Genomic DNA, 23268 nt, shown 5'->3' with positions numbered 1-23268 from the left:
CGTCTCGGAGGCCGCCCATGTCCCCCACCCACGACGTGATCGTCATCGGTCTCGGCGGCATGGGCAGTGCCGCCGCGCACCATCTGTCCGCGCGCGGCGCCCGCGTGCTCGGCCTGGAGAAGTTCGGGCCGGTACACAACCGGGGCTCCAGCCACGGCGGTTCGCGCATCACCCGGCAGTCGTACTTCGAGGACCCCGCGTACGTGCCGCTGCTGCTGCGCTCCTATGAGCTGTACGCCGATCTTGAGCGGGCCACGGGCCGTTCCATCGCCACCTTGTGCGGCGGCGTCATGGTCGGCCGTCCGGACTCCCGTACGGTGGAGGGTTCGCGGCACTCGGCCGAGCAGTGGGATCTGCCGCACGAGATGCTAGACGCGCGCGAGATCCGGCGGCGGTTCCCGACGCTGACGCCCGCCGACGACGAGGTCGCGCTGTTCGAGCGCAAGGCCGGGCTGGTCCGCCCCGAGACCACGGTCGCCGCGCACCTCCAGCTCGCCGAGCGGGCCGGTGCCGAGCTGCGCTTCGAGGAGCCGGTGACGCGCTGGGAGCCGTGCGCGGGCGGCGGGGTACGCGTGCACACCGCCGGGGGCACGTACACGGCCGGGCAGTTGGTGATCTGCCCCGGCGCCTGGGCGCCGCGGGTCCTCGCCGATCTCGGCGTGCCCCTCACCATCGAGCGGCAGGTCATGTACTGGTTCCAGCCGAGCACGGGGGTGGGGCCGTTCCGCCCCGAGAACCATCCGATCTACATCTGGGAGGACGCGGCCGGCGTCCAGGTCTACGGGTTCCCCGCCATCGACGGGCCCGATCTCGGTGCCAAGGTCGCCTTCTTCCGGGGCGGCGCGGAGTGCACCCCGGAGACCGTCGACCGGACCGTCCACGACGCCGAGGTCCGTGCCATGGCCGACCACATGTCCCGGCACATCCCGGCGCTGCCCGGCACCTTCCTCAAGGCCGTGACCTGCATGTACTCCAACACGCCCGACGAGCACTTCGTCATCGCCCGGCATCCCGCGCACCCGGACTCCGTGGTCGTGGCGTGCGGGTTCTCCGGGCACGGGTTCAAGTTCGTGCCGGTCGTCGGGGAGATCCTCGCCGATCTGGCGCTGACCGGCGCCACCGCGCACCCCATCGACCTCTTCGACCCGCGCCGCCTCACCGGCGCGCCCACCGTCTGATGCTTTCCGCGCCGGTTCTCCGGCGCACCCGCTGTCTGAGGAGTCCGCCGTGCCGCCCCTTCCGCTGCCGCCGAGCTTGGCGGCCACGCTCCCGGGCCGCTACTACACCGACCCGGACCTCTTCCGTGCCGAACAGGAACGGATCTTCGAACGCCGGTGGATCTGCGCCGTCCGCGGCGCCGACCTCGCCGAGCCCGGCGCCTTTCGCACGGTCCAGATCGGCCGCGAGAACGTCCTGGTCACCCGGTCCCGTACGGGCGCGCTGCGCGCCTTCCTCAACGTCTGCCGCCACCGTGGCGCCCGCCTGTGCACGGAGACGGAGGGCCGGGTCAGGCGCAGTCTGCGCTGCCCGTACCACGCGTGGACGTACGACCTCGACGGGAAGCTGATCGCCGCGCCGCACCTGGTGCGGATGCCGGACGTCGACCGCTCCGCGTTCGGTCTCGTGGCGGTCGCGCTGCGGGAGTGGCTCGGGTACGCGTGGGTGTGCCTGGCCGACGAGCCGCCGTCGTTCGAGGCGTCGGTGCGGTCCGCGGCGGTCGAGCGGCTGGGCGACGCGGCGGCCATCGACCACTACGGCACCGAACGGCTCGCGCTCGGCAAGCGGATCAGCTACGACGTGCGCGCCAACTGGAAGCTGATCGTCGAGAACTTCATGGAGTGCTACCACTGCGCGACCATCCACCCCGAACTCACCCATGTGCTGCCGGAGTTCGCGAGCGGCTACGCGGCCCAGTACTACGTAGGGCACGGCGCCGCGTTCGGTGACGACGTGGCGGGGTTCACCGTCGACGGCGGCGAGGGCTTCGGCAGCCTGCCCGAGGTGACGCCCGAGCAGGACCGGCGCTACTACGCGGTCACGGTGAAGCCGACCGTCTTCGTGAACCTCGTGCCCGATCACGTCATCCTGCACCGCATGTTCCCGCTGGCCGAGGACCGTACGGTCGTCGAGTGCGACTGGCTGTACGCGCCCGAGGTGGTGGCGTCGGGGGCCGATCTGTCGCGGTCGGTCGAGCTGTTCCACCGCGTCAACGCGCAGGACTTCGCGGCGTGCGAGCGCACCCAGCCGGCGATGGTGTCGCGCGCCTACCGCGACGGCGGCGTCCTCGTGCCCACCGAGCACCACATCGGGCTCTTCCACGCGTGGGTCAGGGAGCAACTGGACGCCGCCTAGCGGTCGTTCACGCCTCCTGGACCGCCTGCTCCGCGCGGGCGGCGGGCACAGTCGGCTCGGCGGGTTCGCCGGATTCGGTGGGCCGCTTGAACATCCGGGTCGCCGTGATCTCCCCGTGCACCGTCTCTCCGTCCGGGTCCTGCTGCGGCAGCCCCGGGCGCAGGTGCTCCTCCACGCTGATGTACTTCAGGCCCGCCCGCAGGTCGGCGTCGTTGCGCAGGCGGATGACCAGCGGGAACTCGGCGAGCGCCGTGGTGTCGAAGAGGCCGGTGGTGTAGAGGAGCTGGACGCCGAGCGCGTCGGAGACGGCGCGCTGGAGCTCCAGGAGGTACGTGGCGTTGGCGCGGCCGATGGGGTTGTCGAGGAACAGGGTGCCCGCGTGGCGGTGCTTGTCGCGGCCCCGGTCGTTCGAGCGCAGCGCGGCCATCGTGCAGTACAGGGCGATGGCGGCGGTGAGCAACTGGCCGCCCGAGAACACGTCGCCCATCTGTCCGACGGGCACCCGCTCGGCGCGCAGCACGGCGTCGGGCTTGAGGATCTCGACGGCGACGCCCTTGGGTTCGAGCGCGGCGGCGACACCGCGCAGCAGCAGCGACATGCCGTCGCGGCGCATGTCGGAGTTCTTCTTCACGGCCGCGCGCGTGGCCTCGTCGATGACGACTCCGAGGCGTTCGGTGAGCGTGGCCTGGTCGGGCTCCTCGAAGCGGATCCGCAGGAACTCCTGGCCCGACCATTCGCCGAGCCCTTCGGGCAGGCGGGAGAGGCGCTGGGCGGAGCGGAGCGTGGCGAGCGAGGACTCGACGAGGCCGCGCAGGCGGTCCACGATCGAGTCCCGGTTGCGCTCCAACTGCGCCAGCTCGTCGGTGAGGACGCGCAGCCGGGGCGCGAACGCGTCCGCCCAGCGCTGCGCGTGCTCCGGCAGCGCGGAGGCGGGCAGCTCCCGGATCTGCTGCCGCGCGGGCGTGCGCACCTGCTCGTAGCGCGTGGAGTTCGCGTGCCGTACGAGGATGTCGCTCGCCTCGCGGACAGCGGCCTCGGCGGCGGACAGGTCGGCGGCGCAGCCACGCAGCGAGCGGCGGGTCTCGGCGGCGGCGGTGCGGGCCTCCTCCAGGGTGCCGGGGTAGGGCTCCGGCTCGTCCTGCTCCTCGCCGTCGGTGTGGTCGCGGAGGAGGTCGCGCAGGAGCGCGGCCGTCTCCTCGAAGCCGCCGGTGCCGTCCTCGGCGGCGCGGTGGGCGTCGAGGAGTGCGCTGTGCGCGGCGCGGGCGGTGGACAGCGCCTCGGTGCGCGCGGCCAGTTCGGTGGTGACGGTGCGCAGCAGGGTGGCTGCCTGTTCGACGTCGGCGGGGACGAGTTCCTCGGGCAGTTCGGTGTGGGCCTCGCCGTCCTCGGGCGCGTGCCGCTCGGCCTCGCCGCGCAGCCGGCCGAGCTGCTCGCTGGCGGTGGAGGCGCGGGTCTCCAGGAGCTGGACGAGCTGTTCGGCGCGGGCGGCGGCGGCCTGCCGGGACGGGCCGTCGGCCCCGTCCGGGGATTCGAGGAGCGCGGCGGCGCGGGTGCGGACCTTGTTGCTGAGTCGGTCCAGCTCGTTGAGCGCGGCGGACTCGTCGCTCTCGGCGCGGGCCTGCTCGGCGCGGAGGTCGGCGCCGACGCCGACCTTCTCGTAGAGCTGGGACGCGGCACGGTACGCCTCGCGCAGGGCGGGCAGCGACGCCTTGGGCGCCTCCCCCTCGGGTACGTCGTCGGGGGCGCCCGCGATCTCGGCGCGCTCGGCGCGCAGGGCGCGGGCGGTGCGGCGGGTGTCGTCGGCGGAGCGCTGGGCGGAGCGGCGGTCCTCATCGGCGGCGCGGGCGGCCTCCAGGCAGGCCTGGGCGCGGGCCTCGCACTCGACGGCCTCGTCGGCGAGTTCGCGGACCTTGGCCTGCCAGGCGGCGCGCTCGCGCAGGCGGTAGGCGAGTCCGGCGAGGGCGTCGGCCGTGCGCCGGGCGCGCTGGGCCGCCTCCTGGCGCTCGTCGCGCACGCGGGTCGCCTCGGCGGCGGCCTCGTCGGCCTCGGCGCGCACGGTGCGGGCCTCGGCCAGCTCGGCCTCGGTCTCCCCGGCGAACGTACGGGCCTGTTCCGCGGCCGTGGCGAGTTCGGTGAGGCGGCCTGCCGGGCAGCCCGCGCGCCAGGAGGTGAGCCGGGCGGACAGTTCGCGGTCCTTGGCGAGGCGTCCGGCGAGGGCGCGGATGTCCTCGTCGCGCTGGGCGGCACGCGCGCGCAGCGCCTGGCGCTCCTCGTCGGCGGCGTGCTCGTCGTGCATGGCCGGGTTCGGCGGCACGAGGAAGACGCCGTCGTCGGCGGCGCTCTCGCCCGGGGTGGGGGCGAGCAGCGCGGCGGAGGTGCCGACGGCGACGGCGGAGCGGGGCAGGAGCGCGGCGCTCGCGAGGGCTTCACGCGCGCGTGCGTGGGAGGCGGGGTCGGTGATGATGACGCCGTCGACCAGCTCGGGGCGGGCGGCGAGCACGCGCGCGTGGTCGACCGGGTCGACGGACTGGGCGAGGTAGCGCCAGCCCGGCAGGGCGGGGATGCCGTGCTCGCCCAGGTACTCGACGGTGGCCAGGACGTCCGGTCCGGGCGGCAGGAGGCCGCCGTCGCCGAGGGCGCCGAGGATGCGGGCGTCGTCGGCGGCGGCCGTGCGCAGCTCGAACAACTGCCGCTCGGCGGCGACGACGGAGTCGTCGAGGAGGGTGGTGAGGTCGTCGGCGGCGCGGTCGAGGTCCTCGGGGGTGAGCGGCGCGTCGGCGGCGCTGCCCCCGTCGGCCGTGGCGACGCCGCCCAACGGGCCGTCCACGCCGAGGAGTTCGGCGAGCCGCTCCTCCCCCGCGAGGGCGGCTGCGGCGCGCTCCTCGGCCCGGTACGCCTGCTCGGCGGCGTTCGCGGCGTCGGCGGCGCGGGCGGCGGTCAGCTCGGCGCGGGCCTCCACGGAGGCGGCCTCGCGCGCGTGCTCGGTGGCGCGGCGGGCGGCTTCGCGGGCGGTGTCCCAGGCGGCGACGGCCGTCTTCTCGGCGTCGGACGCGGCGAGCGCGGCGCGGGCCGGGTCGGCGTCGGGCGCGCTGTCGTCGAGCCAGCCCGCGCGGACGGCCTCGGCGGTCTCCTGCTCGACCTCGGCGAGGCGCTGGCGCAGGTGGCCGAGTTCGCTGCGGGCGCGCTGGGCCTCGGTGGCGGCGGCGGTCGCGTCGCGGTGCGCGGTCTCGCCCGCCTCCTGGAGGACGGCGGAGCGCTCCTCCTCCTCGTTGGCGTGGTGCTCGGCCTTCTCGGCGGCGCTGTGCAGGGCGCGGACGAGTTCGGCGGCGGCCTTGGCGCGGGCGGCGAGGGCGGGGGCGGCGTCGCGCTCGGCCTCGCGGATGGCGGCGGCCACGCGCGCGGAGCGGTCGGCGGCGGCGCGGTGGCGCAGGACGGCCTCCGCGGCCTGCCAGGCGGAGTGCAGGGTGCGGGCGTCGGCCAGCTCGCGCTTCTGCGCGGCGGCGGCCTTCTCGGCCCCGGCGAGCGCCAAGGAGGCGTGACGGTAGGCGAGTTCGGCGGCGATGAGGGCGCTGCGCTGGCGCGCGGACTCCGCCTCGGTGACGGTGTGCGCGGCGGCGGTGACCTGCTGGGCGAGGTCGGCGGCGCGCCCGCGCTCGACAGCCGCGCGTGCGGAGAGGCGCCGGGCCAGCGTGCGGGTGCGGCGCTCGGCGGCGGCGTGGATGTCCCGCGCGCGTGCACGGGTGTCGGCGGCCTCGACGATGCGGGTGAGCAGATCGACGGAGCCCGCCGTGAAGTCGCGCTCGGCCATCAGCTCGGCGCGCCGCCCCAGCTTGTTGCCGAAGCCGCTGACCAGGTCGGCCAGGCCGTCGGTGTCCCGCGTGTCGGTGACCGCGCGGAGCAGCAGGTCGGTGAAGTCGGAATCCTTCTTGACGGCGAAGAGACCGGCGGCCTCGCCCTCGTCGGCGTTCATCTCGCGCTGGTAGCGGAAGAGTTCGGGGTCGAGGCCCAGGTCACCGAGGTGCTCGTTCCACCGGTCGTGGATCTCCTCCCAGTGCACCTCCAGGTGGGGGTACGCCTTGCCCGCCTCGGTCAGCGCGTCCCTGAACCCCTTCATGGTCCGGCGCCGGCCCCTCGCGCCCGAGACGCCCTCGACGGCGGGGCGCACGGCGGTGGACTCGGCGACGGGCAGCGAGTCGAGGCTGAGGCCGGGCCCCGGCCGGAACGAGTACCAGGCCTCGGCGAACTTGCGCGGGTCGTTGGAGACCTGCCGCCCGCGCCACTCGCTCGCCTTGCCGACGACGACGCACTCGCCGGTGAGGGTGTGCTGCCACTCCAGGGCGACGTGTCCGCAGTCGTCGGCGAGGAGGAACTTGCGCAGCACGCCGGAGCTGGCGCCGCCCAGCGTGTTGCGGTGGCCCGGCAGCATCACCGAGAAGATCAGCTTGAGCAGGACCGACTTGCCGCCGCCGTTCTCCAGGAAGAGCACACCGGCCGGCGCGGGGCGGCGCGGCGGGCCCACGGGCTCGTCCTCGAAGAACTCCGCCTGGGCGGGCGCGGGGTTGGGCACGGGCGCGCCGACGCCCCGCAGGTCGAGCACGGTGTCGGCGTAGCGCGCACCGGCCGGCCCGATGGAGTAGAGGCGAACCCGGGACAGCTCGTACATGGCGGACTCTCGTGGTAGGTACGGACGGACGTCGAAGGGGGACGGCGGGGACGGTCGGGGTCGTGGCAGGCGGTCAGGAGTGGAACGGAAGGCCCGCGTCCGCGACCAGCTCCGCCGCGTCCTCGTCCATCGGCGGCACGAGGCTCGCGGAGCCGTCGGTGACGGCCACCACCCCCAGTTCGAGGAGCTCGGCCATGGCGGCGGTACCGGCCATGTCGCGGACCTGCAACTGATAACGGGCGGTGGTGCGATAGGTGCCGCCGCCGTCGTCGCCGGTTCTCTGCAGGAACCCGGAGTCCGTCAGGAACGCGACGGCCTTGGCGACGATGCCGGTCGTGGAGCCCGCGAGGCGGCGCGCGTCCTTGGTGGCGCCGGTGGAGCTGCGCCGCGCCCAGATCCGCCAGGCCGCTTCGAGCCCCGGCGCGTCGGTCGCCGGGTCGGTGTTCTCGCCCAGCTCGTCGGCGCGCTCCTCCAGCTTGCGGCAGGCCTGGCGCACGAACGCGTCCACGCCGTTGACGCTGACGCGGCCGATGTAGCCGTCGTCGGCGAGGTCCTCGGGCCGGGGGAAGGCGAGCGCGGCGACGGCGAGGTGGGCGAGGCCGTGCAGGAAGCGGTCGGTGGAGTCGGCGGCGGTACGACGCGCGTAGTCGCCCATGCGGACGGCGAAGACGGAGTCCTCGGCGGCGGTCACGGCCATCCCGGCGCGCGGGGACACCTCCAGGACGACGAGGCCGAGGCCGGTGGCGACCGCGTCGGCGAGGCGCGCGAAGGACGGGTCCTCGCGGTAGCGGCGCAGCAGCTCGCCGTACTCCTGGTCGCGGGAGGGCTGGAGCTTGGGCTGGAGGCCGAAGGAGACGAGCCGGGCCGCGTCGGCGGCGTCGGCGGGCGTGACCGGCGCGGGGGCCTTGACCGCGCCCGCACCCGCGGACTCGGGCTCGCCCCAGTCGGCGTAGTCGTCGGGGTGCTCGGTCACGGGCGGTGCTCCTTGGTGGTGTCTTGGCGGGTCACACATCGGCGGGTCACGTCTCTGTACGGCACGTTTCCGTACGGCACCTCTCGGTACGTCACGCGGCCTCCGTCCGGTCGGCCGCCATTCCGGCGGCGTCGAGCAGGGCCGTGCCCACGATGAGGTCGGCGCCGCCGAACTCCGGGTCGTCGAGTTCGGTGCCGTCGTCCACGGCGAAGAGCAGCGTGCCCTCGCCCTGGCGGTAGGCGGTGCCGACGGGCGGGCTCGCCGCGTGCACCGCCAACAACGCGACGAGGTACGGAAGTTCGGGGTCGCGCTTGCGGGCCTCGGCGAGGAGCCCGGAGAGGCGGCGCGGCGCGTCCGCGGGCAGGTCGAGCAGTTCCTTGGCGCTCGCGAGCTGCTCCTCGCTGAACCGGCTGTCGTCCGGGGTGGCGATGAGGTCGGGCTCGGGCATCTCGGCGCCGAGGTGCTCCCGCTCCATCGGCGGGGTCAGCAGTATGTCGACCAGGTCGCCGACGCGGACGGAGACGGGCGTGCGCAGCCCGGTGCCGTGCGCGAAGAACGCGTCGGTCACCTTGCGGGCGTCCTGCACCGGGAGCGGCAGCAGCGGCGCGACGAGCTGCCCGTACAGATCGAGGCCCGCGCGCGCGGAGGGCGTCGCGAACGCCTGGCGGTCCTGTTCGGCGCGGAACAGCGGCCCGGCCTCCAGGAGACGGGACTGGAGCTGCGTGTGGCGGCGGATGCAGTCCTTGACGATGTCGACCAGCTCGGCGGCGCGGCGCTTCTGCTCCGGGTCCTCGGACTCGTCGCGCGCCTTGCGGATGTTCGTCAGGATCGCGTTCTCGTGGCGGTAGCGGTCGGCGACGTGGTCGAGCGCCTCGGCGATCATGTCGGGGACGGCCTTCAGCCAGTCGACGGCGCGCACATTGCGGCGCGTGGCGTCGAGCGCCTTGCGCAGCGTCTCGGAGTACTGCACGGTCCGGTACCGGGCCTGCTCGGCGGCGAGCTGGGCGTCGGCGAGGCGGCCTCGGCTGATCAGCACCTCCAGCTTCACCTCGGCGGCGATCTGAGCGCTGGTGACATCGGTGTCGAGGGCGCCGACCAGCACATTGACGGCCTCGTCGGTGGTCCGGAGGTAGACGCTGCCGCCGGGGCCCGGGACCTCCTCGATCAGCTTGAAGTCGTAGTCGCGCCGCACATAGGAGCCGTCCTGCGCGAACGTGCCGTACACGGCGCGGAACCCGCGGTCCACCGAGCCGACGTTGATCAAATTCTCCAGGACCCAGCGGGCGACGCGCTCGTGCTCGGCGGCGGGCCGCTGGGGCGCCTGGGCGGCGATCCGGGGCACCAGTCGCGCCACTATCTGCTCGTGGTCGGCGCCGGTGTCGAAGTCCATGTTGAGCGTGACGAGGTCGATCGCGCTGAGCGCCACCTCGGCCATGCCGTACGTCGAGTACTCGCCCGCCAGATTGGCCTTGCGCACGTCGAGATCGTGCAGCGGCGCGGTGCAGGCGAGCGCGCGCAGCCGCCGCGCGAGCCCCTCGTCGGCGGCCGGCCCCGGTGCGGGGCGCGGCCCCGCGCTGAGCTGGGGCGGAACGGATTCCGTGGTGGCAGGCGAAGTCACGGAGCACAGACTAGGCGCTGGGTCTGACAACGGTCGAAACGACGCAGATGCGACCCGGTCCCGGGCGTCTACCGCTCGGCCGTGACCCGCTGCGCGTACACCTCGACGAGGCCGTCGCGGGAGTCGTCGAGGTAGGCGGCGAGCAGCGCCTCGGCGTCGTCCCTGCGGCCTTCCCGGAGCGTCTGGACGATCGTGTGGTTGCGGGCGAGGTAGGGCTCGTGGAGGCGGCGCGGGTCGTCCACGACGTGGAAGGCAAGGCGGAGTTCGGCCAGGACGCTGCGCATGAGTTCGTCGGTGCGCTCGCTGCGCGCGAGGGCGACGAGTTCGCGGTGGAAGTGGATGTTGGCGGTCGAGACGCCCTTCCACTCGCGGGCCTTGGCGGCGCGCTGCCCGTCGGCGACGGCCGCGGCCACCCCGTCGACCGCGTACGGGGGTTCGCCGAGGGAGCGCACGACAGCGCATTCGATCATGCGCCGGATCCGGTAGATGTCCTCGACGTCGTCGACGCTCAGGACGCGCACGAAGACGCCGCGGTTGAGCCGGTGTTCGAGCAGCCGCTCGTGCGTGAGCAGCCGGAACGCCTCGCGCAGGGTGTTGCGGGAGACGCCGAGGGCGCCGCCGATGCTGTCCTCCGACAGCCGGGTGCCGGGCGGGAAGAAGCCGTCCGCTATGCGGCTCCTGAGGATGTCCGCGACGCGCTCGGCGGTGCTGGTGCGCCCGAGCAGCGGGCGGTCGTCGGCGAGTGCGTGCAGTTCTTCCGTGGCCACGGCCGAATTCAAGCGCAGATACAGGAACGAAACAACATGGGTATTGAGGGATCGTTCAACGATCCCCTACCTTGACGTCCAGAGGGGTTCCGGGACCGGGCCCTTCCGCGCGCTCTTCGCTCATCCCGTACGCACCGCCACGCACACACATCCCCTGCGAGGTGCCCATGAGCACGACCCCACCGACGCCAGGCGCGACCCTCCCCGACGGCCGGCCCACGCCCGACTCCGGGCCCCAACCCGCCGCGGACAGCGGCGCGTTCGGCTGGCTGCGCGCCCTCGGCCCGCGCGGCCGTCGCGCCTTCGCGGGCGCTTTCGGCGGATACGCCCTCGATTCCTACGACTACTTCACGCTGCCGCTGAGCATGGTGGCGCTGGCCGCCTACTTCGGCCTGAACAGCGGCCAGACCGGGCTGATCACCACGGTCACGCTGGTCGTCTCGGCGGTCGGCGGCGCGGCGGCGGGCGTCATCGCCGACCGGATCGGCCGCGTCAAGGCCCTGATGATCACCGTGCTCACGTATGCGGTCTTCACCGTGGCCTGCGGCTTCGCGCCCACCTACGAGGCGCTGCTCGTCTTCCGCGCCCTGCAAGGGCTCGGCTTCGGCGGCGAGTGGGCGATCGGCGCGGTCCTCGTCGCCGAGTACGCCTCCGCGAAGCACCGGGGCCGTACGCTCGGCGCCATCCAGAGCTCCTGGGCGGTGGGCTGGGGGCTCGCCGCGATCGTCTACACGCTGGTCTTCCAGCTCCTCGACGAGGATCTGGCCTGGCGCGTCATGTTCTGGACGGGCGCGCTGCCCGCCCTGCTCGTCGTGTGGCTGCGCCGCCGCGTCCAGGACGCGCCGGAGGCCACGCGGGCGCGCGAGTCGGGCCCGCGCAAGGGGGCGCTCACGCAGCTCGCGGCGATCTTCGAGCCCGGCCTGCTGCGCACGACGCTCTTCGCGGTCCTCCTGTCGACCGGCGTCCAGGGCGGCTACTACACGCTCGCCACCTGGGTGCCCACCTACCTCAAGGACGACCGGGGCCTGACCGTGGTCGGCACCGGCGGCTATCTGTCGTTCCTCATCTCCGGCGCGTTCCTCGGCTACCTGACCGGCGGCTACCTCACCGACCGGCTCGGCAGGAAGCGCAACATCGTCCTGTTCGCCGCGCTCTCCGCGCTGTGCATCGTGGCGTACACGAACATCCCGGACGGCGCGAACACCCTGCTCCTTGTGCTCGGTTTCCCGCTCGGCTTCTGCATGTCCGCCATCTTCAGCGGCTTCGGCTCCTTCCTCAGCGAGCTGTATCCGACGGCCGTACGCGGTACGGGACAAGGCTTCACGTACAACACGGGCCGTGCCGTCGGCGCGGTCTTCCCCACCCTCGTCGGCTTCCTCGCCGACAGCTGGGGGGTGGGCGGCGCCCTGGTCTTCGGGGCGATCGGCTACGGCCTGGCGGTCGTGGCGCTCCTCGGACTGCCGGAGACACGCGGAAGGGAACTCCTGTGAACACTGTGAACCCCGTCGACCGTACATACCCCCGTACGGAAGCCCGTGCAGAAGCCCGTACGGACACCTGTGCCGATGCCCGTACCGCGTCCTGGTCGCCGCGACAGGCCCGCGCCCACTTCCGCTCGGGCGCGAGCGCCCCCACCGCCGGCTGGGCGCGCGGCCACACCCAGGCCAACCTCATCTCCGTACCGGCCGACTGGGCCTACGACATGCTGCTGTTCTGCCAGCGCAACCCGAAGCCGTGCCCCGTCCTCGACGTGACGGACGCCGGTTCCTGGACGACGCCGCTCGCGCCGGGCGCGGACCTGCGCACCGACCTGCCGCGCTACCGGGTGTGGCGGGACGGCGAGTTGGCGGCGGAACCGACGGACGTCGTCGACGTCTGGCGCGAGGACCTGGTGTCGTTCCTGATCGGCTGCAGCTTCACCTTCGAGTGGGGGCTCGCCGCGGCCGGGGTGCCGCTGCGCCACATCGAGCAGGGCAGGAACGTGCCGATGTACGTCACCACGCGCGCGTGCCGCCCGGCCGGGCGGCTGCACGGGCCGATGGTCGTGTCGATGCGCCCGGTGCCGCAGCACGCCCTGGAGGCCGCTGTACGGGAGACCGCGCTGATGCCCGCCGTGCACGGCGGCCCGGTCCATCTGGGGCCGCCCGGCGCCCTCGGCATCGAGGACCTGGACGCCCCCGACTTCGGCGACCCGGTGGACCGTGAACCCGGGGACATCCCCGTCTTCTGGGCGTGCGGGGTGACTCCGCAGGCGGCGGTGATGGCGTCGCGGCCCCCGTTCGCGATCACTCACGCGCCGGGCCACATGTTCGTCACGGACACCCGGGACGAACAGCACCGGGTCCTGTAGCGGGCGGCACACGCTCCCGGAGGACCGTCAGGCCGCCGCCTCCGGGCCGATCCTTGCCCGTACGGCGGTCTGCACCTCGGCCTCCTCGGCCGGGTCGGCGGCGAGGCGGCGGAGCTGGTCGACCACGCGGGCATCGCCGGTCTCGGCATGACGGGCGGCGATCTCGCGGGTGGACTCCTCGCAGTCCCACAGGCATTCGACGGCGAACCCGGCGGCGAAGGAGGGGTCGGTGACGGCGAGGGCGCGGGCGGCGTGCCCGCGCAGATGGGAGGAGGCGGTCTCGCGGTAGATGTGACGCAGGACGGGGGCGGCGCAGGCGATGCCGAGCCGTCCGGCCCCGTCGACGAGGGGCCACAGGGCGGGGGCGTCGGGTCCGTCGCCGCGCACCGCCTCGCGCAGGGCCCACAGCACGAGGTCGCTGTCCTGGGCGCCGCCCCGGCAGGCGAGCACGCGGCCCGCGGCGGCGCCGAGCGCGTCCGGCCGGCGGCCCCAGCGGCGGGCGCGCTCCACGGCGGCGAGACTGCGCATGCGTTCGAAGGAGTCGAGGGCGGCATCCACCACCACGCGCGCGGGTGACTCGACGGCGGCCTCGATGAGATCGAGGACGTCGGGATCGTGCGCGTCGGCGAGGTAGCGCAGGGCGGTGCAGCGCGCCCCGTCGTCGCCGTCCCGGGCGGCCCGCACGATCTGCGCACGGTCCTCGGGCCCGGCTACGGCCGTCAGGCAGCGGGCGGCGGGCACGTACAGGACGGCGCCGCGCTCGAAGCCCTCCTGCGCCCAGTCGAAGACGGCCTGCACGCTCCACCCGGGGCGCGGTCCCGAGGGCGTCATCTGGCGCTGCCAGCGGTCGAACGAGCCGGCTTCCTGCGCGGCACGCACGCGTGCGCCCACGTGCGGGCGCGGATCCTCGGCCCACAGCCGCCAGGGCCGCGGCTCGTAGGCGTCACGGACGGCGGCGACCAGAGCGGCCTCGTCCTGCGCGGGGAACCTGGCGAGGATCGGCTCGGCGAGGGCGCGAAGACCGGCGTCGTCGTCGCGCAGGGCCAGTTCGTCCAGGGCCCAGGCCCAGTTCGAGCCGAAGGCCGCGTACCTGCGCAGCAGCTCCAGGGCGTCCTGCCTGCCGTACGAGGCGAGGTGGCCGAGGACCGCGAGCGCGAGCCCGGTGCGGTTCTCGTCCGTGTCGAGGACGTCGTCGGGGCCGAAGAGGTGCCGCTCGATCTCCCCGAGCTCGCCGTGGAGGTCGAGGTAGAGGCGGGCGTAGTAGAGGGAGCGGTTCTCCACCTGCCAGTCGTGGCGGGGGTCGCTCAGCACACAGTGATCGAGGGCGGCGAGGGCCTCGGCCCTCGGGGCCGTCAGCGCGTGCAGCGTGCCGTCGCCGCGGCCTCGCTGCAACAGGCCGAGCAGCGTACCGCTGGGCGCTATGACCGGTTCGAACATGGGAAACAGCCTCACATCAAGCGTCGACGCAACCGGGGACCTGGAACTACCTGGCCACGCGACAACACGTCGGAGCGCCCGCCGTCTCTTGCTTGCTGTAGACCATCTCTTTGCCTCTCGTCCTTGGCCCGGTCGGGCCGTTCACAGCCCGCGCGGCTCCTGGGCATCACCTGCCCTACCGTCGCGTCCGGAAATCACGTCGTCATCATGACCCAGCGGTTCTGCCCGCCGCGACCACATTTCCCGCACCCCCGTTTTGCCTGGTCAGACGCTGTGCGTCAGGAAGCTCCGAAGAGCTCCACGAGCTCCGCCTTGCCGAACATGCGGGCCGTGTCGACGGCCGAAGGAGTGCCCGCGGCCGGATCCGCGCCTCCGTCGAGCAGGGCCCGGATGACGCCCTCCTCGCCCTTGAAGACGGCCCCGGCGAGCGGGGTCTGGCCCTTGTCGTTGGCGCGGTTGGCGTCGGCTCCGCGCGCGAGGAGGGCACGGACCGCGTCCGCGTGCCCGTGGTAGGCGGCCAGCATGACGAGCGTGTCGCCGCGGTCGTTCGTGAGGTTGGCCGGAACGCCCGCGTCCACATACTCCGCGAGCGCCTCGCTCTCGCCCCGCCGGGCGAGGTCGAAGATCTTCGTGGCCAGCTCCACGACCTCCGGGTCGGGGGCTTCGCTCATCGGCCGGACCGCCTTTCCAAGTGTGCCGGTACGGCCGTGCGGCCGTACGAGTGAATCGACAGAGTACTGCCCGCCGACGGCACATGAGCCGACGCCGCCGAGGCAAAGATCACCCCCAGTGCGGACGAGAGTCCGACGGCACGACGGGGCGAGGGAACCCTCCTACTGCCTGCTGTACGGGTGAATACCAGCAGAATCCACCCGTTTGCACCTTTTGTCGTATAGATACATGCTGTGAGCCTGGAAGAACTCATGGTGACTGTCCCCATCAACCAGGAGAACCCTCATGATCCTCTCCATTTCGGGCGTCGTGCTGCTCGGCATCATCGTCTTCTTGTTCTTCCGCAAGGACGGCCTCAAGGCCTCGCACGCACTGGTCTGCGCCCTCCTCGGCTTCTACCTGGCGGGCACGGCCATCGCCCCGAGCATCAAGGCAGGCGGCGCGAGCCTCGCCAGCCTGCTCGGCGGGATCAAGTTCTGACGCCGCACCCACCCGCACACACCCCCAGGAGACCGACGTGGCCAGGCGCCCACTCCCCCGCATCCTGAGCACCGGCAGCGCCTCGATCGCCCGGAGCCGGGAGATGGCACGGACGGCCGCCGACGGGGCCACCGACATCCTCCACCCGCTCATCACGATCACCCGTGGCCTGCGCCGGCTGGCCGCCGCCGGGCGGCGCAAATGGGTGGAGACGCCGAAGGAACGGCGCAGCCCGCTGCTGTTCCTCGCGGGGGCGGCCGTCCTGGTCCTCGTCTTCCTCCCCTACGCGCCCCTGCTCGCCCTCGTCTGCCTCATGGCGGTGGCCGCCTGGAAGGGCCGCGACCCCAAGAAGGCCGAGCCGACCGGCCCCGACGAGTCGCAGGTCCAGCGGCTCTCCTCGCTCTACGAAGCGCTCGTCCCGTACTTCTCCGTCGCCGAGGACCCCAGCCCCCTGTACGCCCACGGCGGTGAGTGGGAGAACGCGTTCGAGTCCTACGAGTTCGACGGCGACGGCCGCTTCGAGAGCCTCTCCCTGCGCTACCCGGCCTACTTCACCGACGGCGAGCCCGAGTCCCGGGCCCGTATCGAACAACTGCTCAACGCCAAGCTGGGCCGGGGCCGCGAGTACTGGTTCGGGTGGGACGAGGAGGGCAACCGGCTCACCGTCACCGTCCTCGCCCCCCTGCCCACCGGCATCGCCGCCCAGCGGTTCGTCACGTCCCCCGGCGAGACCGTGCTCGGCTTCACCGACGAGACCGGCGTCCAGCGCACCCTCCCCGTCATGGTCGGCGAGGAGCAGCGCGACATGCCGCCCGTCATCTGGCGCACCGGCATCCGCTCCACCGAGCCGCACCTGCTCGTCGTCGGCCAGCCCGGCACGGGCACGACCTCCCTCGTGCGCTCCATCGCGCTCCAAGCCCTCCAGCACGGGGACGTCCTCGTCATCGAGGGCAGCGGGACCGGTGACTACGCCTGCCTGATCGGGCGGGCCGGAGTCCTCGCCGTCGAGTCCGGGCTCGCGGGCGCCCGCGCCACGCTCGAATGGGCCGCGCACGAGACGGAGCGGCGGCTCATCTCCGCGAACCGCGCGCGGCAGGCCGGGCACCCGGCGCCGGACGACATCCGACGGCCCCTGTGGATCCTGCTCGACCGGCCCAGCGCCCTGGGCCACCTGGCGGCGGCGGACGGCCGCGAGGACCCTCAGTCGTTGTTGCAGATTCCGCTGCGGCACGGGCGCGCGGCGGGCGTGACGGTCGTCGTCGCCGAACAGTTCGACAGCCTCGGCGCCCTCAGCGAACACGTCGGCCTGCACACCCGCGCGCGCGTGGTGCTCGGCCCCGCCACCCCTGCGGAGCTCCAGGACGTCCTCGGCGCGCTCCCCCTCACCACGCCGACCGCCGAGGCCCCTCCCGGCCGCGGCTACGCCCGCCTCGGCACCGGCCCCGTCCTCCGCCTCCAGGTACCGGCCACTCCCGACCCGGACGACGACGCCACGAGCGAGGCCCACCGCCAGGCGGTCATCGCCCTGCTCCCGACCCGCGCCACCCCGCCCCCTGCAACACCGGCACCGGCCCCTCCGGTCGCGGCCCCTGAGGAGATCCCGGAGGAGATCCCGGAGGAAATCCCGGGGGACATCCCGGGGGACATCCCGGGGGAGGCAGTCTCCCAGGCCCCGTCCCAGGATGGCCTGCCCCAGAACGGGGGAGCTCCGGTCGAGCGGGCTGCGGTTGCGGGCGGGCTGGGCCAGGAGACGCCGGTCCAGCAGGCTCCGGTTGCGGGCGGGCTGAGCCCGGAGACGCCGGTCCAGCGGGCCCCGGTCGCGGGCGGGCTCGGCCCGGAGACACCGGTCGAGCGGGCTCCGGCGCCGAGCGGTTTGGTGCAGGAGGCACCTGCGCAACAAGCTCCGGCGCAGAACGGATCGGTGCAGGGCGCACCGGCGCGGAGGGCATGGGCTCGGAGCGCGCCGATCCCGGACGCACCGGTCGAGCAAGCTCCGGTGCGTTCCGCACTGACCGGAAACGCGCCGGTGCAGAACGCGCCGGACCCGGTCCTGGACACCCCTGTCCCGGACACCTCGATCCGGGACGAACCCGGGCCGAACGCGCCGATCAAGGCCAAGGCACCCGGGGGCGAGATCGTCCAGAGCACCCCGGCGCAGGACACACCAAGCCCGACAGAACCTGCCCCAACGGGGCGGGACCGGGCGGTCTCCGCTCCGACGGGGCCCGTCCCAGCGGAGCCCGCTACGACAGGGCCAGTCCCAGGCAAGACTGCTCCGACGGCAGCCGCCCCCATGGAGGCAACCCCGGCAGGGCCCGGCCGGGCGGAGGCCGACCCGACGGCGCCCCTCCCCGTCAACACCACCCCAACAGAACCCGCCCCCACAGAGGCCACCCAGACCGAGCCCACCCAGGCCGACCAGGCAGAGGCCGACCCGACGGCGCCCCTCCCCGCCAACGCCGCCCCAGCGAAGGCCCCCCCAACACCGCCCGCCCCAACAGAACCCACCCCCACCCAGCCCCTCCCAACCACAGCCGCCCCCACAGAGCCCGCCCCGCCAGAGCCCGCCCCCGCAGAACCCGAGCCCGGCCGGGTGGCCAACGGTGTTCCCCTTGCCGCCGCTCCCGCTGAGGTGGAGGCGCTCGCCGAGCGGTGAGCGGTGAGCGGTGAGCGGCGCCGGTCCGCCGGGCGGGCAGTCGCATCGCACCGCCCCCGCACCCGCACCCGCACCCGCACCCGCACCCGCCCTCACGCGATCAGCGTTCGCGGAGCCTCCCCGCCCGCCCCCTGCCCCTCCCGGACCAGTCGCGCCGCCGTCGCCAGGCGGAGGGCCGCTTCCTCCGCCACCGCGCCGCTCACCGTGAACGGCAGTCGTACGTACCCCTCGAACGCGCCGTCGACCCCGAACCGTGGGCCGGAGGGGACGCGGACGCCGACGCGTTCGCCGACCTCGGCGAGGCGGGAGCCGGAGAGGCCGCCCGCCTTGACCCAAAGGGTCAGGCCGCCGTCGGGCACGTCGAACTCCCACGTCGGCAACGCCTGTCGGACCGCCGCGACGAGTGCGTCCCGGTTCTCCCGTGCCTGGTCGCGGCGCAGCCGTACCGCCTCCTCCCAGCCACCGGTGTTGAGCAGCCAGTTCACCGCGAGCTGTTCGAGGACGGGCGTGCCCAGATCCGCGTACGCCCGCGCGGCGACCAGGCTGCGGATGACGTCGGGCGCGGCCCGCACCCAGCCGATGCGCATGCCGGCCCAGAACGCCTTGCTGGCCGAGCCGACGGTGATCACGGTCGAACCCGCGGGGTCGAACGCGCAGACCCGCCGCGGCATCACCCGGTTCTCGTCGAGCCGCAGCTCCGTCATCGTCTCGTCGACGACGAGCACCGTACCGGCCGAGCGCGCGGCGTCCACCAGCGAACGGCGCTGCTGTTCGTCGGCGAGCGCGCCGGTCGGGTTGTGGAAGTCGGCGACGACGTACGCGAGCCGGGGCGCGGCGTCGCGCAGCACCTGCCGCCACCGGTCGAGGTCCCAGCCGTCGAGGCCGTCCGCCATGGCGACGGGGACGAGCCGCAGGCCCGCCTCGCGCATGAGCTGGAGAATGTTGGCGTAGCTGGGTGACTCGACGGCGACCCGTTCGCCCCGGCCGGCGAAGAGGTGGCAGATCGCGTCGATGGCGCCCATCGCCCCGGTGGTGACCATGATCTGCTCGGGCATGGTCGGAATGCCGTGCCCCGTGTACCGCTCGGCGATCATCGCGCGCAGCGCGGGCAGCCCGGCCGGATAGTCGCCGTGCGTGTGGGCGTACGGGGGCAACTCCTCCAAGGCGCCCTGCACCGCGCGCGTGAGCCATGGTTCGGGCGCGGGCAGCGCCGCCGTACCGAGGTCGATCATCGAGCCGAGCGCTTCGGGCGGCAGGGGTTCGAGGCCGCGCGCGGGGAGCGGGTTGCCCGCCGGGACGGCCGTCCAACTGCCCGCCCCACGCCGCGATTCCAGGAACCCCTCGCCGCGCAGCGCCTCGTACGCCGCCGCGACCGTGGTGCGGCTCACCGAGAGCGCCTGCGCCAGTTCGCGTTCGGCGGGCAGTCTCGCGGCGACCGGGACGCGGCCCTCCAGGACGAGCAGGCGGACGCCGTCGGCGAGGGCGCGGTAGGCGGGCGGGCGGCGGGTGCCGGGCCCTGCCGGGCGGGGTTGCTGCGAGGTGAGCAACCGGGCGAGCTGGGCCGATCCGATCGCCGAAGTCCACTGAGCCATACGAATCAGTCCACCTTTCCGGAATTGGCCATGGTTGACAGGCGTCTGGGAGCCACAGAGTGTCATGCAGCAGGCCACAACCACCACCGGGGGACCTCTTGTCCGCACCACCGAATCCATCCGCGCCACCCACGCCACCGGACGCGTCCGTCACGCCAACCACGCCCGCCTCCCGCCACCTCCCCCGCCGCCTCCTCCAGCTCTACGCGGGACTCGCCCTGTTCGGCGCCAGTTCGGCCCTCCTCGTCGAGGCGCGGCTCGGTCTGGAGCCGTGGGGCGTGCTGCACCAGGGGCTCGCGGAGCGGACCGGTCTCTCCATCGGGGTCGTGTCGATCATCGTCGGCGCGATCGTGCTGCTCCTGTGGATCCCGTTGCGCCAGCGCCCCGGCCTGGGCACGGTCTCGAACGTCTTCATCGTCGGCCTCGCCATGGACGCCACCTTGGCCGTCGTGCCGGACGTGCACGCCTACGCGGTGCGGATCCCGCTGATGGTGGTGGCGATCGCGCTGAACGGGGTCGCGACCGGCCTCTACATCGCGGCCCGGTTCGGCCCGGGGCCGCGCGACGGGCTGATGACGGGCCTGCACCGGCGCACGGGCCGCTCGATCCGCCTCATGCGCACCGCCGTCGAGGTCGTGGTCGTGGTGACCGGCTTCCTGCTGGGCGGCACGATCGGCGCGGGCACGATCGCCTACGCCCTCGCGATCGGCCCGCTGGCCCAGTTCTTCCTGCGGGTCCTCGCCGTTCCGGGGCCGCGCACCGACTCGGCCGTGGTGGCCCGCGCCCCCGCGCGCGGGGCGATACTGCGACGGTGACCAACCCCGTACGCCGCCCCTCGCCGCACCCCTACCTCGACCATCCGGGCCCGCTCCCCTTCGCGCACCGCGGCGGGGCGGCGGACGGCCTGGAGAACACGGTCGCCGCGTTCCGCCGCGCCGTCGACCTCGGCTACCGCTACATCGAGACGGACGTGCACGCGACGGCCGACGGGCGTCTGGTCGCCTTCCACGACGCCACGCTCGACCGGGTCACCGACGGCAGCGGCCGGATCGCCGACCTGCCCTGGAGCGAGGTGCGGCACGCGCGCGTGGCGGGCAGCGAACCGGTGCCGCTCTTCGCGGAGCTGCTGGAGACCTTCCCCGAGGTGCGCTGGAACGTCGACGTCAAGGCGGAGCCCGCGCTGCTCCCCCTCCTTGACCTGATCGAGCGCACGCGCGCGTGGGACCGCGTCTGCGTCGGCTCGTTCGCGGAGGCGCGCGTCGCCCGCGCCCAGGCGCTCGCCGGGCCGCGCCTCGCCACGTCGTACGGCACCCGGGGCGTCCTGGGTCTGCGCCTGCGGTCGTACGGGCTCCCCTTCCCCCTGCGCCGCACGGCGGTGTGCGCCCAGGTTCCCGTCGGGCAGTACGGGGTCCGGGTCGTGGACCGGCGCTTCGTACGGGCCGCCCACGCGCGCGGGCTGCAGGTCCACGTGTGGACGGTCAACGACGAGGACGAGATGCGGCGGCTGCTCGACCTCGGGGTCGATGGCATAGTTTCCGATCACATCGAGACGCTGCGCGACGTCCTCAAGGACCGGGGCGCCTGGGCCTGAGGGCCGCCGCGCGGCGCCGCACCACGGGGAACGGCAAGGGGAACACGGGTGGGCACCGACACCGTGCGGGGGACGGCGAGCGGGGCCAGTGCCCCCGCCGGCCGCAGACGCGAACAGCACGGCTGGTACGTGTACGACTGGGCCTGCTCGGTCTACTCGACGAGCGTCCTGACCGTGTTCCTCGGCCCGTACCTCACCTCGGTCGCGAAGGCGGCGGCCGACGCGGACGGCTTCGTCCACCCGCTCGGCATCCCGGTCCGCGCCGGTTCCTTCTTCGCGTACACGGTCTCCTTGTCGGTGGTCCTCGCGCTGTTCGTGATGCCGCTCGCGGGCGCCGCGGCCGACCGTACGGGCCGCAAGAAGCCGCTGCTCGCGGCCTCGGCCTATCTGGGCGCGGCGGCGACGGCCGGCATGTTCTTCCTGTCCGGCGACCGCTATCTGCTCGGCGGCGCGCTCCTGGTGATCGCGAACGCCTCCCTGGCGGTCTCGATGGTGCTCTACAACAGCTATCTGCCGCAGATCGCGCCGCCGGAGGAGCGGGACGCGGTCTCCTCGCGCGGGTGGGCCCTCGGTTACGCGTCGGGCGCCCTGGTCCTGCTGGCGAACCTGTGGCTGTACACGTCGCACGACACCTTCGGTGTCACGGAGTCGACGGCGGTGCGGATCTGTCTGGCGTCGGCCGGTGTGTGGTGGGGTGCGTTCACCGTGGTGCCCCTACGCCGCCTGCGCGACCGGCGTACGGCGCCCGGCCCGGCCGGTACGGCGCCGGGCCTCCGCCACTTCGTCGCCACGGTCAGGGACATGCGCCGCTACCCGCTGACGCTCTCCTTCCTGCTCGCGTACCTCGTCTACAACGACGGCGTGCAGACGGTGATCTCGCAGGCTTCCGTCTACGGCTCCGAGGAGCTGGGGCTCGGCCAGTCGACGCTCATCGTGGCCGTGCTGCTCGTCCAGGTCCTCGCGGTGGCCGGGGCGCTCGCCATGGGGCGCCTCGCGCGCGCGTACGGCGCCAAGCACACGATCCTGGGCTCGCTGGTGGCCTGGACGGTGACGATCGGGGCGGGCTACTTCCTGCCGCGTCAGTCCCCGGTGTGGTTCTTCGCCCTCGCGGTCGGCATCGGACTCGTCCTCGGGGGTACTCAGGCCCTGTCACGGTCACTGTTCTCGCATCTCGTGCCGGCCGGGAAGGAGGCGGAGTACTTCTCCGCGTACGAGATGAGCGACCGGGGCATGAGCTGGCTGGGGCCCCTGGTGTTCGGGCTCGCGTACCAACTGACCGGGAGCTACCGGGACGCGATCGTGTCCCTGGTGCTGTTCTTCCTGGTGGGTTTCGCCCTGCTCGCGCGCGTTCCGGTGCGGCGGGCGGTGCGCGACGCGGGCAACGACGTACCGACCCGGATTTAGCACCTGAAGGCAAAGGCCGGTAGTGTACGCGGTTGGCCTGCCAGGCGTACCGTTACTGCACGTCAAGGTTGCTGGACGCTAGGTGACATCTGGTGTCAGATGTGACAAACCGGGCGTTGGTGGGTACAACAAGGGGCGGCTACGACGGCGACGCATGGCCCGGAACGGGAATCTTTACCGCCGACCGGACGTTGACCGGATGACGACGACAGCGACACCTGTCCTGTGGGCGACAAGCCCGGGAGGCACGATTCATGAGTGAGCGAGCTCTTCGCGGAACGCGCCTCGTAGTGACGAGCTACGAGACGGACCGCGGTATCGACCTGGCTCCGCGCCAGGCCGTGGAGTACGCATGCGAGAAGGGACATCGCTTCGAGATGCCCTTCTCGGTGGAGGCCGAGATCCCGCCGGAGTGGGAGTGCAAGGTCTGCGGGGCCCAGGCACTTCTCGTGGACGGCGACGGTCCTGAGGAGAAGAAGGCGAAGCCGGCGCGTACGCATTGGGACATGCTGATGGAGCGGCGCACCCGCGAGGAGCTCGAAGAGGTCCTCGAGGAGCGTCTGGCCGTCCTGCGTTCGGGCGCGATGAACATCGCGGTCCACCCGAGGGACAGCCGCAAGTCGGCCTGACCCGAGGGTGCGCGGCACCTGTACGAAAAACGGCCGGGGGGGGGGCGCGGCCACCGGGGGCGGGGCCGGCCGCCCGTGGTCGGG

The 23268-nt window shown here is 73.5% G+C and carries 16 protein-coding genes and 1 pseudogene; 10 read left to right on the top strand and 7 right to left on the bottom strand.

All coding sequences use genetic code 11. The features are described from left to right. Positions 1 to 17 precede the first annotated feature (17 nt). Positions 18 to 1178, top strand: coding sequence for an N-methyl-L-tryptophan oxidase (gene solA / locus ABZ877_RS38420; RefSeq protein WP_361081025.1), 1161 nt, complete (start codon positions 18 to 20; stop codon positions 1176 to 1178). 49 nt (positions 1179 to 1227) lie between these two features. Beyond that, complete coding sequence (locus tag ABZ877_RS38415) at positions 1228 to 2352, top strand: aromatic ring-hydroxylating dioxygenase subunit alpha (RefSeq protein ID WP_361081023.1); 1125 nt, start codon at positions 1228 to 1230, stop codon at positions 2350 to 2352. 7 nt (positions 2353 to 2359) lie between these two features. On the opposite strand, the gene ABZ877_RS38410 is transcribed toward ABZ877_RS38415, so the two are convergent. From ABZ877_RS38410 to ABZ877_RS38395, 4 genes are all read right to left on the bottom strand, one after another. Further along, entirely contained in the window at positions 2360 to 7015 is a 4656-nt protein-coding gene (locus tag ABZ877_RS38410; RefSeq protein WP_361081020.1) for a hypothetical protein, read from the bottom strand. A 73-nt stretch (positions 7016 to 7088) separates the two neighbouring features. Further along, a complete protein-coding gene (locus tag ABZ877_RS38405) occupies positions 7089 to 7988 on the bottom strand; it encodes a hypothetical protein (protein ID WP_361081018.1) in 900 nt (299 codons plus the stop codon). Positions 7989 to 8079: 91 nt separating this feature from the next. After that, on the bottom strand, positions 8080 to 9606 hold the full coding sequence (locus tag ABZ877_RS38400) for a hypothetical protein (RefSeq protein WP_361081016.1): 1527 nt from the start codon (positions 9604 to 9606) through the stop codon (positions 8080 to 8082). Between the two features lie 68 nt (positions 9607 to 9674). Continuing rightward, a complete protein-coding gene (locus ABZ877_RS38395) occupies positions 9675 to 10373 on the bottom strand; it encodes a GntR family transcriptional regulator (protein ID WP_361081014.1) in 699 nt (232 codons plus the stop codon). Positions 10374 to 10540: 167 nt separating this feature from the next. Between ABZ877_RS38395 and ABZ877_RS38390 the strand changes: the two genes are divergently transcribed. Together ABZ877_RS38390 and ABZ877_RS38385 are read left to right on the top strand one after the other, a co-directional pair. After that, complete coding sequence (locus ABZ877_RS38390) at positions 10541 to 11863, top strand: MFS transporter (protein ID WP_361081012.1); 1323 nt, start codon at positions 10541 to 10543, stop codon at positions 11861 to 11863. Continuing rightward, a complete protein-coding gene (locus tag ABZ877_RS38385; protein ID WP_361081010.1) occupies positions 11860 to 12723 on the top strand; it encodes a putative hydro-lyase in 864 nt (287 codons plus the stop codon). Before ABZ877_RS38390 ends, ABZ877_RS38385 begins: the two co-directional genes overlap by 4 nt. Positions 12724 to 12750: 27 nt before the next feature. Here the strand turns inward: ABZ877_RS38385 and ABZ877_RS38380 are convergent, their stop codons facing one another. Both ABZ877_RS38380 and ABZ877_RS38375 read right to left on the bottom strand, forming a co-directional pair. Continuing rightward, positions 12751 to 14160, bottom strand: a complete 1410-nt coding sequence (locus tag ABZ877_RS38380; protein ID WP_361081008.1) for a HEAT repeat domain-containing protein — start codon at positions 14158 to 14160, stop codon at positions 12751 to 12753. A 278-nt stretch (positions 14161 to 14438) separates the two neighbouring features. After that, the gene (locus ABZ877_RS38375) at positions 14439 to 14831 is read right to left on the bottom strand and encodes an ankyrin repeat domain-containing protein (RefSeq protein ID WP_361081006.1); all 393 of its coding nucleotides are present in this window, start codon (positions 14829 to 14831) and stop codon (positions 14439 to 14441) included. Positions 14832 to 15117: 286 nt separating this feature from the next. Here ABZ877_RS38375 and ABZ877_RS38370 point away from each other — a divergent pair, with 286 nt between their 5' ends. Further along, positions 15118 to 15312 (top strand): hypothetical protein, encoded by a 195-nt coding sequence (locus tag ABZ877_RS38370; protein ID WP_324767692.1) that lies wholly within the window; start codon positions 15118 to 15120, stop codon positions 15310 to 15312. Positions 15313 to 15349: 37 nt separating this feature from the next. Next, a pseudogene (locus ABZ877_RS38365) lies at positions 15350 to 16861 on the top strand (hypothetical protein); the annotation flags it as partial. A 1199-nt stretch (positions 16862 to 18060) separates the two neighbouring features. On the opposite strand, the gene ABZ877_RS38360 reads toward ABZ877_RS38365, so the two are convergent. Further along, entirely contained in the window at positions 18061 to 19560 is a 1500-nt protein-coding gene (locus ABZ877_RS38360) for a PLP-dependent aminotransferase family protein (protein WP_361081004.1), read from the bottom strand. A gap of 218 nt (positions 19561 to 19778) precedes the next feature. Here ABZ877_RS38360 and ABZ877_RS38355 point away from each other — a divergent pair, with 218 nt between their 5' ends. The 4 genes from ABZ877_RS38355 to ABZ877_RS38340 all read left to right on the top strand — a co-directional run bounded on the left by ABZ877_RS38355 (position 19779) and on the right by ABZ877_RS38340 (position 23184). After that, positions 19779 to 20375, top strand: coding sequence for a hypothetical protein (locus tag ABZ877_RS38355; protein ID WP_361081037.1), 597 nt, complete (start codon positions 19779 to 19781; stop codon positions 20373 to 20375). Continuing rightward, positions 20372 to 21151, top strand: a complete 780-nt coding sequence (locus ABZ877_RS38350) for a glycerophosphodiester phosphodiesterase (protein WP_361081002.1) — start codon at positions 20372 to 20374, stop codon at positions 21149 to 21151. The genes ABZ877_RS38355 and ABZ877_RS38350 overlap by 4 nt, the downstream gene beginning before the upstream one ends. A gap of 48 nt (positions 21152 to 21199) precedes the next feature. After that, positions 21200 to 22555 (top strand): MFS transporter, encoded by a 1356-nt coding sequence (locus ABZ877_RS38345; RefSeq protein WP_361081000.1) that lies wholly within the window; start codon positions 21200 to 21202, stop codon positions 22553 to 22555. Positions 22556 to 22809: 254 nt separating this feature from the next. After that, complete coding sequence (locus tag ABZ877_RS38340) at positions 22810 to 23184, top strand: RNA polymerase-binding protein RbpA (RefSeq protein WP_003977404.1); 375 nt, start codon at positions 22810 to 22812, stop codon at positions 23182 to 23184. The last annotated feature ends 84 nt before the right edge of the window (positions 23185 to 23268 follow it).

The organism is Streptomyces sp. NPDC046939 (assembly GCF_040644575.1).
In the GTDB taxonomy this organism is placed as follows: domain Bacteria; phylum Actinomycetota; class Actinomycetes; order Streptomycetales; family Streptomycetaceae; genus Streptomyces.
The sequence above is the reverse complement of the archived record's forward strand: the minus strand, read 5'-3'. Positions and strand labels throughout refer to the sequence as shown.

Excerpts from the sequence above, each read along its gene's own strand:
- ABZ877_RS38375 (WP_361081006.1), bottom strand. The coding sequence starts at position 14,831 with ATGAGCGAAGCCCCCGACCCGGAGGTCGTGGAGCTGGCCACGAAGATC.
- ABZ877_RS38390 (WP_361081012.1), top strand. The coding sequence starts at position 10,541 with ATGAGCACGACCCCACCGACGCCAGGCGCGACCCTCCCCGACGGCCGG.
- ABZ877_RS38340 (WP_003977404.1), top strand. The coding sequence starts at position 22,810 with ATGAGTGAGCGAGCTCTTCGCGGAACGCGCCTCGTAGTGACGAGCTAC.
- ABZ877_RS38410 (WP_361081020.1), bottom strand. The coding sequence starts at position 7,015 with ATGTACGAGCTGTCCCGGGTTCGCCTCTACTCCATCGGGCCGGCCGGT.
- ABZ877_RS38360 (WP_361081004.1), bottom strand. The coding sequence starts at position 19,560 with ATGGCTCAGTGGACTTCGGCGATCGGATCGGCCCAGCTCGCCCGGTTG.
- solA (WP_361081025.1), top strand. The coding sequence starts at position 18 with ATGTCCCCCACCCACGACGTGATCGTCATCGGTCTCGGCGGCATGGGC.
- ABZ877_RS38370 (WP_324767692.1), top strand. The coding sequence starts at position 15,118 with ATGATCCTCTCCATTTCGGGCGTCGTGCTGCTCGGCATCATCGTCTTC.
- ABZ877_RS38380 (WP_361081008.1), bottom strand. The coding sequence starts at position 14,160 with ATGTTCGAACCGGTCATAGCGCCCAGCGGTACGCTGCTCGGCCTGTTG.